Consider the following 13,740-nt stretch of genomic DNA (forward strand, 5'->3'; position numbering starts at 1 on the left):
TGATATGGCTCAGTTGGTAGAGCGCATCCTTGGTAAGGATGAGGTCCCCAGTTCGACTCTGGGTATCAGCACCATTAAATATTAAAGCCTCCCAATCGGGAGGCTTTTTTGTATCCGCTTTTCTCAGTTTACCGAAATCTGCCTGGCATCGAGATAGAACCGAGCCTGTCCGGAGGCTTCTATCTGAATGGCTGCCACCAGTCGTTCATTGCGGGTGTATTCCCACTGCTTGTCGATCGACGTCAACGGTGGCTTGTTGATACCCAGTGTCTGCAGATACTCGTGAAACAAGCCTGCGCTGCCGATCTCGGTCAATCCTGCTTTCATCCCAATCAACTCCCTTTTATTGTTGCTGTTTATCAATAGTAACAGTCTCATATGTATTCAATATGAACGCTTTTCTATCAAATTGATCCAAGCTAAGTTGTGGATTGAAAAAGCCGTTGGTGTTTGAAAAAAGGAAGCAAAAACATGCTGATAAAGAACCTGCGTCTGGTCGGCAGGGAGGGGATGTGGCAGATCCTCTGCCAGGATGGCCTGATCCGAGCCATCGAACCCATGAGCACCCCTCTGCTCGCAGCCCACGAGCTTGATGGTGAGGAGGGGCTCGCCATCGCCCCCTTTATCGAGCCTCACATCCATCTTGATACCACCCAGACGGCCGGTGAGCCGAGCTGGAACCTCTCCGGCACCCTGTTCGAGGGGATAGAACGCTGGGCCGAGCGCAAGGCACTGCTGACCCATGAGGATGTGAAGCAACGGGCCATCCAGACGCTGAAGTGGCAGATTGCCAATGGCATCCAGTTCGTCCGCACCCACGTGGATGTCTCCGACCCCAATCTGGTCGCCCTGAAGGCGATGCTGGAGGTGCGGGAGGAGATGAAGGAGTGGGTGGAGCTGCAGATAGTGGCTTTCCCGCAGGAGGGAATCCTCTCCTACCCCAACGGCAAGGTGCTGTTGGAGGAGGCGCTCAAGCTGGGCGCCGACGTGATAGGAGCCATCCCCCATTTCGAGTTCACCCGGGAATATGGGGTCGAAAGTCTGCACTATGTGTTCGATCTTGCCGAGAAGTATCAGGTTCTGGTGGATGTGCACTGCGACGAGATCGATGACGAGCAGTCCCGCTTCATCGAGACGCTGGCGACCCTGGCCTACGAGCGGGGCATGGGTCAGCGGGTGACCGCCAGCCACACCACTGCCATGCACTCCTACAACGGTGCCTATGCGTCCCGCCTGTTCCGGCTGCTGAAGATGGCGAACATCAACTTCGTCGCCAATCCGCTGGTGAACATCCACCTGCAGGGACGCTTCGACAGCTATCCCAAGCGTCGCGGCATCACCCGGGTGAAGGAGATGTTGGAAGCGAACATCAATGTCTGTTTCGGTCATGACGACGTGTTCGATCCCTGGTATCCCATGGGCACCGCCAACATGCTGCAGGTGCTGCACATGGGGCTGCATGTCTGCCAGATCATGGGCTACGAGCAGATCAACGACAGCCTCAAGCTGATCAGCAGCCACAGTGCACGCACCCTGAACGTGCTGGATCGCTACGGCATCGAGGTGGGCAAACCGGCCAACCTGCTGATCCTGCCCGCCGAGAACGGCTTTGATGCGGTGCGCCGCCAGGTGGCGGTGCGTTACTCCATTCGCCACGGCCGGGTGATTGCACAAACCACTCCATCCCGCACCTCGATTCATCTCGCTCAGGTCGAGCCGGTCGACTTTCGCCGCTGATGCGGGTGAAGTCGATTAATTGCCCTGCTGTCCCCCGGGCCTGACATTTTGCATAATGTCGGCCCGATACTATGGAGGCGTGCTCCCATGCAAACCTGGTTATATGTTGCCGCCGGCGGGGCCATCGGCGCCTGTCTGCGCTTTGGTATCGCCGAACTGATGGCGCTGCTGTTGGGACGTCATTTCCCCTATGGCACCCTGATGGTCAACGTGGTCGGCTCCTTCATCATGGGCATTGCCTTTGCGCTGATCAGCCATGGTCATGTGGTGGAGCACCCGCTGAAACCGCTGCTGATGGTGGGTATCCTCGGCGCCCTGACTACCTTCTCCTCCTTTGCGCTGGATACCGTGGTACTGGCCCAGCAGGGGGCCTATCTGAAAGCCGCCCTCAATATCGGCCTCAACCTGTTTCTCTGTCTGGCCATGGTGGTGCTGGGGATGCAGTTGGTCGCCAGCCGGGTTTAAGGTGTCCGCACGCCATTGGCTCTGGTAAACTGGCGGCCATTCTTTGCTCTATGGGTGTTTAAGGGATGTCAGAACAGACTACGACAACGCATTTTGGCTTTAAAACCGTGGCCTCGACCGAGAAGGAAACCCTGGTCGCCGGCGTCTTCCATTCGGTGGCAGCCAAGTATGATCTGATGAACGATCTGATGTCGTTCGGCATCCACCGCCTGTGGAAGCGCTTCACCATCGACTGCTCCGGCGTACGCAAGGGTCAGAAGGTGCTGGATCTGGCCGGTGGTACCGGCGATCTGACCGCCAAGTTCTCCCGCATCGTCGGCGAGACCGGTCAGGTGGTGCTGGCGGACATCAACGACTCCATGCTCAAGGTGGGCCGCGACAAGCTGCGCAATCTGGGAGTGGCCAACAACGTCTCCTACGTACAGGCCAATGCCGAGGCGCTCCCGTTCCCTGACAACCATTTCGACGTCATCACCATCGGCTTCGGCCTGCGCAACGTCACCGACAAGGACAAGGCGCTCGCCTCCATGTTCCGGGTGCTCAAGCCGGGTGGCCGCCTGCTGGTGCTGGAGTTCTCCAAGCCGGTCAGCGAAGTGATCGCCAAGCTGTACGATCTCTACTCCTTCAAACTGCTGCCGAAAATGGGCGAAATCGTTGCGAACGACAGCGAAAGCTACAAATACCTGGCGGAGTCGATCCGCATGCATCCGGATCAGCAGACTCTGGCAGGCATGATGGAGAATGTCGGTTTCGAGCAGGTTGAGTTTTACAACCTGACCCAGGGCGTGGTCGCCCTGCACCGCGGTTACAAGTTTTAAGGTCGCCTATGCCGATGGATGCCATGGTCACCGCGGTGATCGAAACCAGCCTCAACCAGCTGCTGCGACTCAACAAGCAGAGTCCGGAGCGGCTGCGCAAATTGACGGGCAAGGTACTCAAGCTGGAGCTGCGCGAGCTCAAGCCACTCTGGTTTGTCTTCTCCGAGCGCCGGCTGGATGTGCTGGCCAAATTCGAAGGGGAGGCCGATGCGGTGCTGAGCCTCTCCCTGACAGCGCTCGGCCTGCTCAAGGATCCCTCCGCCCTGACCCGCTACATCCGCGAGGAGAAGCTGGATCTGAGCGGCGACCCTCAGCTGGTGCAGGCGTTCAGCGTGTTGTTGGGCGAGCTGAATATCGACTGGGAAGAGGAGCTGTCCCGTTATACCGGCGATGTGCTGGCTCACACCCTGCTGCGCGGCGCCAGTCAGGCACGTCGGCTGCTGGGACGTGAATTGTGCCGCAGCCAGCGCCAGCTGGCCGAATACCTGATCGAAGAGATCCGGCTTGCGCCGGGTCCGCTGGAAGTGGCCAGCTTCAACGACGATGTCGAGTTGCTGGCCCAGCAGATGAAAGCGGTCGAGCTGCGGCTGGCCCGCTTCGAGCAGCAGGTAGCCTGATGACCCCGAAGGAGTTCAAACGCCTCTATCGCATCATCAGCATCCTGCTGGAACAGGGCATCGACGAGCTGGTGCCCGCCCGTTACCAGCCCTGGCCCGGCCGGCTGGCCCGTCGCAGCCTGTTCTGGCTCAAGAACAAACGCCAGGGGCTGAACCGCGGTGCCCGCATCCGGCTCGCCTTCGAAGCGCTCGGCCCCATCTTCATCAAGTTCGGTCAGATGCTCTCGACCCGGCGCGATCTGCTGCCGCCGGACATCGCCGAGGAGCTGGCACTGCTGCAGGACAGGGTGCCTCCCTTCTGTGGTCAGGCGGCCCGCCGCCAGATCGAGGCGAGCCTGGGTTGCACCATCGAGACCCTGTTTGACGATTTCGACGAGACGCCGCTGGCGTCGGCCTCCATCGCCCAGGTGCACACCGCCCGGCTGAAGGAGAATGGCCGCGAGATCGTCATCAAGGTGATCCGTCCCGACATCGAGCCGGTCATCGAGGCCGACCTGCGGCTGATGCAGGCGCTGGCCCGTCTGGTGGCCCGTTTCGTGCCCCAGAGCGGACGACTGCGCCCCATCGAGGTGGTGGAAGAGTATCGCAAGACCATCCTCGACGAGCTCAACCTGATGCGGGAGGCGGCCAACGCCATCCAGCTGCGCCGCAACTTCACCGGCTCCGAGGCGCTCTACGTGCCCGAGGTGTTCACCGAGCACTGCCGTGAGCAGGTGCTGGTGATGGAGCGGATCTACGGCATTCCGGTCTCCGACATTTCCGCGCTGGAGGCCAACGGCACCAACATGAAGCTGCTGGCCGAGCGCGGGGTGGAGGTGTTCTTTACCCAGGTGTTCCGCGACAGCTTCTTCCACGCCGACATGCACCCGGGCAACATCTTCGTCTCCTACGAACATCCGGAGAATCCGCTCTGGATCGGCATCGACTGCGGCATCGTCGGCACCCTCAACCGGGAAGACAAACGCTACCTGGCCGAGAACTTCCTCGCCTTCTTCAACCGTGACTACCGTCGGGTGGCCGAGCTGCACGTGGAGTCCGGCTGGGTGCCGCCCGATACCAAGGTGGACGAGTTCGAGTTCGCCATCCGCACCGTGCTGGAGCCCATCTTCGAGAAGCCGTTGTCGGAGATCTCGTTCGGCCACGTGCTGCTCAACCTGTTCAACACCGCGCGCCGCTTCAACATGCAGGTGCAGCCGCAGCTGGTGTTGCTGCAGAAGACCCTGCTCTATGTGGAGGGGCTGGGTCGCCAGCTCTACCCGCAGCTCGATTTGTGGCAGACCGCCAAGCCCTATCTGGAAAACTGGATGTACCAGCAGGTGGGGCCCAAGGCGGTGTGGAATGCCATCAAGGAGAAGGCGCCATTCTGGGCGGAAAAGCTGCCGGAACTGCCGGAGCTGGTCTACGAGACCCTGCGCCAGACCCGTCATCAGCAGCGTCACTTCGACCAGATGTTTGCCGATTTTCGCCGGCACAGTCGCCGCCAGGGTCAGGCTCGCTACCTCTTAGGGGTTGGAGCCAGCCTGCTATTGGCCGGTGTATTCTTGCTGACCCAAAAACAACACATTGAGTGGGGACAAATCAGCCTCGCCGGCGCCGGGTTATGCTGGCTGCTGGGTTGGTTGCGAACCCGTTCTCATTAAATAAACTGCGCCAGCAGGCGCCTGTCTGGAGAGAAAGTCATGGGTGGTATCAGTATTTGGCAATTGTTGATCATTGCAGTCATCGTCGTGCTGCTGTTCGGTACCAAGAAACTGCGCGGCATCGGCGGTGATCTGGGTGCCGCGGTCAAGGGCTTCAAGAAGGCGCTGTCCGACGAGCCGGAGACCAAGTCCGAGCAGAAGGATGCCGAGTTTCCGCCGAAACAGCTGAACGAAGCAGCCGGTCAGCCTAGCGATGCTGCCAAGCAGAAAGATAAAGATCAGGCCTAAGCCATGTTCGATATCGGTTTCTGGGAGCTGGTTGTCATTGGTGTCGTCGCCCTGGTGGTGCTCGGCCCCGAGCGGCTGCCCGTGGCGATCCGTACCGCCAGCCACTGGATCAGACTGATCCGCAGCACCGCCAACTCGGTCAAGGCCGAGCTGGAGCAGGAGCTCAAGTTGCAGGATCTGCACAACGACCTGAAGAAGGCCGAACAGTTGCAGATGAACAACCTGAGCCCCGAGCTGCAGGAGTCTATCGAGCAGCTGAAAACGGCCGCACAATCGGTGACCCGTCCATACGAACAACAAAATACCATCCAGCCAGCGCCGGCCGCCGCCGAGGTGAAGGAAGAGCCGGTAGCCCCCGTCAGTGTGGCGACACCTGATGAGGAGCCTACCGTGATCCCCGCCGCAAGTGCCCAGCCGAGCGCCGAACAAGGGGAGGTGAAGCCATGAGTCAGGCCGAGCAACCCCTGATCAGCCATCTGGTCGAGCTGAGAACGCGCCTGCTGCGCTCCATCTCGGCCATCCTGCTGGTATTCATCGCGCTGATCTACTTCTCCAACAACATCTACGACTTCGTGGCCCAGCCGCTGCTGAGTCAGTTGCCGGAAGGGACCAGCATGATAGCGACGGATGTGGCGACCCCCTTCCTGACGCCGATCAAGCTGACCCTGGTGGTCTCCTTCTTCGTGGCGATCCCCTATCTGCTCTATCAGGCCTGGGCCTTCATCGCCCCCGGTCTGTACCAGCATGAACGGCGCCTGATCATGCCGTTGGTCGCCTCCAGTGCCGTGCTGTTCTATGCCGGCATGGCGTTCGCCTACTACGTGGTGTTCCCGCTGGTGTTCGGTTTCTTCACCAGCACCGCGCCTGCCGGGGTGACGGTGGCGACCGACATCGCCAGCTATCTGGACTTCGTACTGACCCTGTTCTTTGCGTTCGGGGTGGCGTTCGAAATTCCGGTGGCCACCATACTGCTGTGCTGGACCGGGGTGACCAGTCCCAAGAGCCTGCGGGAGAAGCGTCCCTACGTCATCGTTGGGGTGTTCGTGGTCGGCATGCTGTTGACGCCGCCCGATGTCTTTTCCCAGACCCTGCTCGCGATCCCCATGTGGGGCTTGTGGGAGATCGGTCTGTTCTTCGCCCGCTTCTACGTGAAAGAAGAGAGCGAAGAGAAGCAGGAACAGACTGAAGAGGGGAGCTAAGGCTCCCTTCCTCTTTTCATGCCCCCGTTCGAGGCGTATGGTAAGGCCCCATTGAGTAGATGGTTTTCAAATACCTGATATGTCTTCCTTTTGTTCGGACCCGCTGACCCCATGATCGACATAGGTGTAAACCTGACCAGCAGCCAGTTTGCCGATGAACAGGCCGATCTGGTGGCCCGCGCCCGCGCCGCCGGGGTGGAGGCGCTGATCCTGACCGGCACCGATCTGGTCGGCAGCCGCGAGAGCGCCACCCTTGCCGCCCGCTGGCCGGGTTACTGTTTCTCCACCGCCGGGGTCCACCCCCACGACGCCAAGAGTGTCGATGAGGCGACCCTGCCCGCCCTGCGCGCGCTGGCCGCCTTGCCGCAGGTGGTGGCCATCGGCGAGTGCGGGCTCGACTACAATCACGATTTCTCCCCCCGTCCGGTGCAGGATGCGGTATTCGACGCCCAGCTGGCGCTGGCCGCCGAGCTCGGGATGCCGGTGTTTCTCCACTGCCGCGATGCTCACGCCCGTTTCATGGAGATCCTGCGCCCCTGGCTGCCGAAACTGCCGGGGGCCGTGCTGCACTGCTTCACCGGCTCCGATGAGGAGCTGGATCAGTGTCTGGCGCTGGGGCTGCACATCGGGGTGACCGGCTGGTTGTGCGACGAGCGTCGCGGCCAGCTGCTGCGCGAGCAGGTGGCCCGCATTCCGGCCGGCCGGCTGATGATCGAGACCGATGCCCCCTATCTGGTGCCGCGGGATCTGAAGCCCAGACCAAAACGCAACGAACCCGCTTTTTTGCCGCACATCGCCCAGGTGGTGGCGGCCTGCCGTGGTGAAGCGCCCGAGGCCTTGCTGGCCCACACCCGGGCCACCTCCGCCGCGTTCTTCCAACTTCCTCTTCAGGAGTGATTCATGGCTACAACTCTTCCAGGCGCCTTTCCGGGTCGCCGTCTGCGCCGGGTGCGCAAACATGATTTCAGCCGTCGTCTGGTGCGCGAGAACGTACTGACCGCCAACGATCTCATCTATCCCGTGTTTGTGCTGGAGGGGGAGAACCGTCGTGAGGCCGTCACCTCCATGCCGGGGGTGGACAGGCTCTCCATCGATCTGTTGCTGAAAGAGGCTGCCGAGCTGGTTGCGCTGGGCGTGCCGGCCATCGCCCTGTTCCCGGTCACCCCGCTGGAGCAGAAGAGTCTGCTGGCGGAAGAGGCCTACAACCCGGACGGGCTGGCCCAGCGGGCGACGCGCGCCCTCAAGGCAAGCTTCCCGGAGCTGGGGGTCATCACCGACGTGGCGCTCGATCCGTTCACCACCCATGGTCAGGACGGCATCATCGATGACGAAGGCTATGTGCTGAACGACATCACCACCGAGATCCTGGTGAAGCAGGCGCTCTCCCACGCCGCTGCCGGGGTGGATATCGTGGCACCGTCCGACATGATGGACGGCCGCATCGGCGCCATCCGCGCGGCGCTGGAAGAGAACGGCTTCATCAACACCCAGATCATGGCCTACTCCGCCAAGTACGCCTCCTGCTACTACGGCCCGTTCCGCGACGCGGTGGGCTCTGCCGGCAACCTCGGCAAGAGCAACAAGGCCACCTACCAGATGGATCCGGCCAACAGCAACGAAGCCCTGCACGAGGTGGCGCTGGATATCCAAGAAGGGGCCGACAGCGTGATGGTCAAGCCGGGCATGCCCTATCTGGACGTGATCCGTCAGGTGAAGGATCAGTTCGGCGTGCCGACCTTCGCCTATCAGGTGAGCGGCGAGTACGCCATGCACATGGCGGCCATCCAGAACGGCTGGCTGAAGGAGAAGGAGAGCATCATGGAGTCCCTGCTCTGCTTCAAGCGGGCCGGTGCCGACGGCATCCTCACCTACTTCGCCAAGCGGGCTGCCCAGTGGCTGCAGGAAGACGCCAGACGCTGATGCATCTTGTCTGATGCCACCCACAATGCCGGCCCAAGGGCCGGCATTGTCGTCTTTGGCATCCGGATCGCCGTTTTAATGAGCAGATCTCGGCGAAAAGTGGACAACAGGCCGCGCTCTGGCAGGCAAAGGCTTGATTAATGAGGTTTCTGCCTACATCTTAGGTAGTCCAAGCAAGCTTCTGGACGGCAGGGGCTGTAGAGAATTTAGAGGTATCGCAGGATGAACAACCCTTTGCTGACAATGGACTCGCTGCCCCCTTTCAGCCAGATCCAGCCCGATCAGGTCCAGCCTGCCGTGACGCAGGCCATCGCCGATTGCAAACAGAAAATCAGCGATGTGCTGGCCCAGCGCGACCCGCACACCTGGGACAGCCTGATCGCCCCGCTGGAAGAGGTCAACGACCGCCTGGCGCGGATCTGGTCGCCGGTCAGTCACCTCAACTCCGTACTCAACAGCGAAGCGCTGCGCGCGGCCCACGACGCCTGCCTGCCGCTGCTGTCTGAATTCCAGACCTATGTCGGCCAGCACGAGGGGCTCTATCAGGCCTATCGCGAACTGGCCGAGAGCGACGACTTCCCGCTGCTGAGCGGCGCCCAGCGCAAGGAGATCCAGAACACCCTGCGCGATTTTCGCCTGTCCGGCATCGGCCTGCCCGCCGAGGCGCAGCAGCGCTACGGCGAGATCCAGGCCCGCCTCTCCGAGCTGGCTTCCCGTTTCAGCAACAACGTGCTGGACGCGACCCAGGGCTGGAACAAGCTGGTGACCGACGAGGCCGAGCTGGCCGGTTTGCCGCAGAGCGCGCAGGCCGCCGCCCGCCAGCTGGCCGAGCTGAAGGGCAAGGAGGGCTGGCTGTTCACCCTGGACATCCCCTCCTACCTGCCGGTGATGATGTATGCCGACAACCGCGCGCTGCGTGCCGAGCTGTATGAGGCCTTCACCACCCGCGCCTCGGATCAGGGCCCCAACGCCGGCAAGTGGGACAACTCCGCCATCATGACCGAGCTGCTTGCCCTGCGCCGCGAGCTGGCCCAGTTGCTCGGCTTTGCCAACTACGCCGAGCTGTCACTAGCCACCAAGATGGCGGACAAGCCCGAGCAGGTGGTGAACTTCCTCACCGATCTGGCGGCCAAGTCCCTGCCGCAGGGCAAGGCCGAGTTGGAAGAGATCCGCGCCTTCGCCGCCGAGCAACATGGTCAGGGCGAGCTGGCCGCCTGGGATCTCGCCTACTACGCCGAGAAGCTCAAGCAGCACAAGTTCTCCATCTCCGACGAGCAACTGCGCCCCTACTTCCCCGCCAGCAAGGTGGTGAAGGGGCTGTTCGAGGTGGTCAAGCGGGTGTTCGGCATGAAGGTGCGTGAGCGCCTCGGCATCGACACCTGGCACCCGGATGTGCGCTTCTACGACATCTTCGACGCCGAGGACGAGCTGCGCGGCAGCTTCTACCTCGACCTCTATGCCCGCGAGCACAAGCAGGGCGGTGCCTGGATGGATGTCTGCCTAGGTCGTCGCTACCGTCAGGATGGATCCTTGCAAAAGCCGGTGGCCTACCTGACCTGCAACTTCAACGGTCCGGTGGACGGCAAACCCGCCCTGTTCACCCACAACGAAGTGGTCACCCTGTTCCACGAGTTCGGCCACGGCATTCACCACATGCTGACCCGCATCGACGTGGCCGGCGTGGCCGGCATCAACGGCGTGGCCTGGGACGCGGTGGAGCTGCCGAGCCAGTTCCTCGAGAACTGGTGCTGGGAGTCCGAGGCGCTGGCCTTCATCTCCGGCCATCACGAGACCGGTGAGCCGCTGCCTGCCGATCTGCTGGAGAAGATGCTGACCGCCCGCAACTTCCAGGCGGCGATGCAGATGCTGCGTCAGCTGGAGTTCGCCCTGTTCGACTTCCGTCTGCACCAGGAGTTTGACCCGGCCAGCGCGGATCAGATCCCGGCGCTGCTGGATGAGGTGCGCAGCCAGGTGGCGGTGATGACACCGCCGGCGTTCAACCGCTTCCAGCACAGCTTCTCCCACATCTTCGCCGGCGGTTATGCGGCGGGCTACTACAGCTACAAGTGGGCCGAGGTGCTCTCTGCGGATGCCTTCTCCCGCTTCGAGGAGGAGGGGATCTTCAACCCGGCTACCGGTCAGTCCTTCCTGAAGAACATCCTGGAAAAGGGTGGCTCCAAGGAGCCGATGGAGCTGTTCCGAGCCTTCCGTGGCCGCGAGCCTCAGGTGGATGCGCTGCTCCGCCACAGCGGGATTGCCGCGTGAGTTTGCGGGCCCCGGCTGGCGTGAGCTTCAAGCAGGTACAGTTTTGCCACATAGTGGGATCGCAGCGTGATTTTTGAGATAAAAAGGGACCTTTTGGTCCCTTTTCTCAAGGCTTTTTAATATCTTGCGGATAGCATGTTTGCACTGTCCCCGGCTCTTCAGTAGAGTCGGGTCCTACCTTCCAAGGAGAGAAAGAACCTTGCCATGAGGCGAGCACTCGAGTCTGTCTATCAAATCATCTCAAGTCTGTCTCATTCGAGTGGTCAGGGATATTTCGATACCTTTGTGAGTGAAATCGCAGCAGCGGTCGGGGCCGACTTCGTCCTGATTTCAGGCAGGGATCAAGCGGGGCTCTCTTTCAAGGTGCACGCCGCCCACCCCGCCTCTCTCGACATCACCAACTTCAGCTTTCCGGTCAGCGCCACCCTGGGGGAGATCACCCTGCAGGAGGGAGAGACCTGGTTCAGCGATCGGGTACAGCAGCTGTTTCCCCATGCCGCCGTGTTGCAGGCTTGGCACATCCAGGCCTATGCCGGCATCGCCCTCAAGAGTGCCCAGGGGGAGACGGTCGGTATCTGCAGCGTGTTGTTCAAGCGGCCGCTCACCAACATGGACAAGGTGATGGGCCTGTTGCGCCTGCTGGCTCCGCTGGCCGGGCGCGAACTGGCGCTGATGCTGCAACAGCCGGCACCGCCCCAGCCCGAGTACCACGATTTTCTGCACACCATGATGTCCCATGCGCCGGTGGGGATCGGCAAACTCGATCTGAACGGCAAGATCCTCTGGACCAACCCGGCCATCGAAAAGATGCTGGGTTACGGCCAAAGCGAGCTGCTGCACCGCACCGCCGCCGAGCTCAATCACCCGGAAGACTGGCTGCGCAGCGTAGCCTGTTATGAAGAGCTCAAGCGTGGCGAGCGCACCGCCTTCACCCAGGAGAAGCGCTACCTGCACCGGGACGGCCAGGTGCTGTGGGGGCGGGTCACCGTCACCCTGGTGCGGGACGATCAGCTGCAGCCCGACTACCTGATGGTGGTGCTGGAGAACATAGATCCCCTCAAGCGCCATGCAGAACAGCTCAAGCTCTCCCACCGGGTCTACGACAACCTCTCGGAGGCGATCCTGGTGTGCGATGCCGACAGCCGCATCATCTCGGTCAACCCGGCGTTCGAGCAGATCACCGGTTACAGCGAGGAGGAGGTGTGCGGCCAGCGGCCCAGCATGCTCAAGTCCGGGCTGCACGATCAGGCCTTCTACGCCGACATGTACCACGCGCTGGAGCGGGTGGGGGTGTGGCGCGGCGAGGTGTGGAACAAGCGCAAGAACGGCAAGCTCTACCCCCAGCAGCTGATGATCAGCACCCTGCGGGAAGGGGGGCGGATCAGCCAGTACATCGCCATCTTCAGCGATCTCTCCCAGACCAAGCTGGCGGAGCAGAAGATCGCCGCCCAGGCCAATTACGACAACCTCACCGGGCTGCCCAACCGCTGGCTGTTCGGCCGTTGCCTCAGCCGCTTCTGCGAGCGGGGCGAGCGCTTCGCGCTGATGGTGCTCGACCTCAACAACTTCAAGGCGGTCAATAACAGCATGGATCACCACGCCGGTGACGCCCTGCTGCGGGAGGTGTCGGATCGGCTGGTGAGCCGGGTGCGCACCGAGGACCTGGTGGCCCGCATCGGCGGCGACGAGTTCGCCTTCCTGGTGCCCGGCATCGTCAACCGTCGTCAGGCCGAGGTGTTTGCCAAGCAGGTGATCGGCGGCTTCGCCCGTCCCTTCATGCTGGCCAACCAGCACCTCTACGTGACGGCCACCATCGGCATCACCCTCTGCCCGGGCGATGGTCTGGAGAGCGACGAGCTGCTGCGCAACGCCGAGCAGGCGCTGTTTGCCGCCAAGCGGCAGGGACGGCTGCTCGGCAGCTACTGTGCCTCCATGCGCGAAGAGGTGCGCCAGCGCCACCAGATGCAGCAGGATCTGGCTGAGGCGATCAAGCTCGAGCAGCTGACCATGGCCTACCAGCCGATCTGGGACAACCGCAGCGGCCGGGTCGCCAAGCTGGAGGCGCTGGTGCGCTGGTATCACCCGCACTGGGGCCAGGTGTCGCCGGCGGACTTCATTCCGCTGGCGGAGGAGGCCGGGCTGATCCAGGGGCTGGGGGCGCTGGTACTGTGGCAGTCGTGCCGGGATCTGGCGCGGCTGCAGCAATCCGGCTTCCCGGATCTGCAGATGTCGATCAACCGCTCCACCCTGGAGTTCCAGACCATAGATCCGGAGGCGAGCGAGTGGCTCAAGGTGATCCACCACTTCGGGCTGGACCCGGCGGACATCGTCATCGAGATCACCGAGTCCCTGCTGATGGAGACCAGCGATCAGCACAGGGTGCGGATCGATGCCCTGCGCGAAGCGGGCTGCAAGCTGGCCATCGACGACTTTGGTACTGGCTATTCGGCGCTCAACTATCTGCGCAACTTCCCGGTGGACCTGGTCAAGATCGACCGGGCCTTCGTGCGCCACATCCCGTTCAATGAACAGGACCGGCTGCTGCTGGACGGCATCATCAACATAGTGCACAACCTCGGCATGCAGGTGGTGATCGAGGGGGTGGAGACCCGCGAGCAGCTCAACTTCCTCTGCCAGAAGGGGTGCGCCTTCACCCAGGGCTATCTGCTGAGCCGGCCACTGGCCTACGACGACCTCACCGAGTACCTGCAGCTCAACGACAAGAGCATGTTCCTGCAGACCAGCTAGCCCCTCTGCTGCCCTCCTTCGGCCAGAGCCCCTACAGCGACCT

The 13,740-nt window shown here is 62.0% G+C and carries 13 protein-coding genes; 12 read left to right on the forward strand and 1 reads right to left on the reverse strand.

Annotation, left to right across the window (positions count from 1 at the left end):
* Positions 1–123 precede the first annotated feature (123 nt).
* Positions 124–378 carry a hypothetical protein gene (locus OKC44_RS20195; protein WP_016348944.1) on the reverse strand — a complete coding sequence of 85 codons (255 nt, stop codon included), beginning with the start codon at positions 376–378 and terminating at the stop codon, positions 124–126.
* Positions 379–471: 93 nt separating this feature from the next.
* Between OKC44_RS20195 and OKC44_RS20200 the strand changes: the two genes are divergently transcribed.
* From OKC44_RS20200 to OKC44_RS20255, 12 genes are all read left to right on the forward strand, one after another.
* Entirely contained in the window at positions 472–1,737 is a 1,266-nt protein-coding gene (locus tag OKC44_RS20200) for a cytosine deaminase (RefSeq protein WP_270814783.1), read from the forward strand.
* Positions 1,738–1,824: 87 nt separating this feature from the next.
* Complete coding sequence (crcB, locus tag OKC44_RS20205) at positions 1,825–2,202, forward strand: fluoride efflux transporter CrcB (RefSeq protein WP_016348946.1); 378 nt, start codon at positions 1,825–1,827, stop codon at positions 2,200–2,202.
* A gap of 65 nt (positions 2,203–2,267) precedes the next feature.
* On the forward strand, positions 2,268–3,020 hold the full coding sequence (gene ubiE / locus OKC44_RS20210) for a bifunctional demethylmenaquinone methyltransferase/2-methoxy-6-polyprenyl-1,4-benzoquinol methylase UbiE (RefSeq protein ID WP_011704116.1): 753 nt from the start codon (positions 2,268–2,270) through the stop codon (positions 3,018–3,020).
* 8 nt (positions 3,021–3,028) lie between these two features.
* Entirely contained in the window at positions 3,029–3,637 is a 609-nt protein-coding gene (locus tag OKC44_RS20215) for a ubiquinone biosynthesis accessory factor UbiJ (RefSeq protein WP_270814784.1), read from the forward strand.
* Positions 3,637–5,277, forward strand: coding sequence for a ubiquinone biosynthesis regulatory protein kinase UbiB (gene ubiB, locus OKC44_RS20220; RefSeq protein ID WP_043165743.1), 1,641 nt, complete (start codon positions 3,637–3,639; stop codon positions 5,275–5,277). Before OKC44_RS20215 ends, ubiB begins: the two co-directional genes overlap by 1 nt.
* A gap of 39 nt (positions 5,278–5,316) precedes the next feature.
* Positions 5,317–5,565 carry a Sec-independent protein translocase subunit TatA gene (tatA, locus tag OKC44_RS20225; protein ID WP_011704119.1) on the forward strand — a complete coding sequence of 83 codons (249 nt, stop codon included), beginning with the start codon at positions 5,317–5,319 and terminating at the stop codon, positions 5,563–5,565.
* A 3-nt stretch (positions 5,566–5,568) separates the two neighbouring features.
* Positions 5,569–6,012: a Sec-independent protein translocase protein TatB gene (gene tatB / locus OKC44_RS20230; protein WP_042065848.1), complete on the forward strand. Its 444-nt coding sequence runs from the start codon at positions 5,569–5,571 to the stop codon at positions 6,010–6,012.
* Positions 6,009–6,764: a twin-arginine translocase subunit TatC gene (tatC, locus tag OKC44_RS20235; RefSeq protein ID WP_011704121.1), complete on the forward strand. Its 756-nt coding sequence runs from the start codon at positions 6,009–6,011 to the stop codon at positions 6,762–6,764. Before tatB ends, tatC begins: the two co-directional genes overlap by 4 nt.
* A gap of 111 nt (positions 6,765–6,875) precedes the next feature.
* A complete protein-coding gene (locus tag OKC44_RS20240) occupies positions 6,876–7,661 on the forward strand; it encodes a TatD family hydrolase (protein ID WP_270814785.1) in 786 nt (261 codons plus the stop codon).
* Between the two features lie 3 nt (positions 7,662–7,664).
* Entirely contained in the window at positions 7,665–8,684 is a 1,020-nt protein-coding gene (hemB, locus tag OKC44_RS20245; RefSeq protein WP_024945496.1) for a porphobilinogen synthase, read from the forward strand.
* 222 nt (positions 8,685–8,906) lie between these two features.
* Positions 8,907–10,949, forward strand: coding sequence for an oligopeptidase A (gene prlC, locus OKC44_RS20250; protein ID WP_029305261.1), 2,043 nt, complete (start codon positions 8,907–8,909; stop codon positions 10,947–10,949).
* A 204-nt stretch (positions 10,950–11,153) separates the two neighbouring features.
* The gene (locus OKC44_RS20255; protein WP_270814789.1) at positions 11,154–13,697 is read left to right on the forward strand and encodes a sensor domain-containing phosphodiesterase; all 2,544 of its coding nucleotides are present in this window, start codon (positions 11,154–11,156) and stop codon (positions 13,695–13,697) included.
* The last annotated feature ends 43 nt before the right edge of the window (positions 13,698–13,740 follow it).

It is taken from the genome of Aeromonas sp. S41-2, assembly GCF_027705845.1.
GTDB lineage: Bacteria > Pseudomonadota > Gammaproteobacteria > Enterobacterales > Aeromonadaceae > Aeromonas > Aeromonas hydrophila.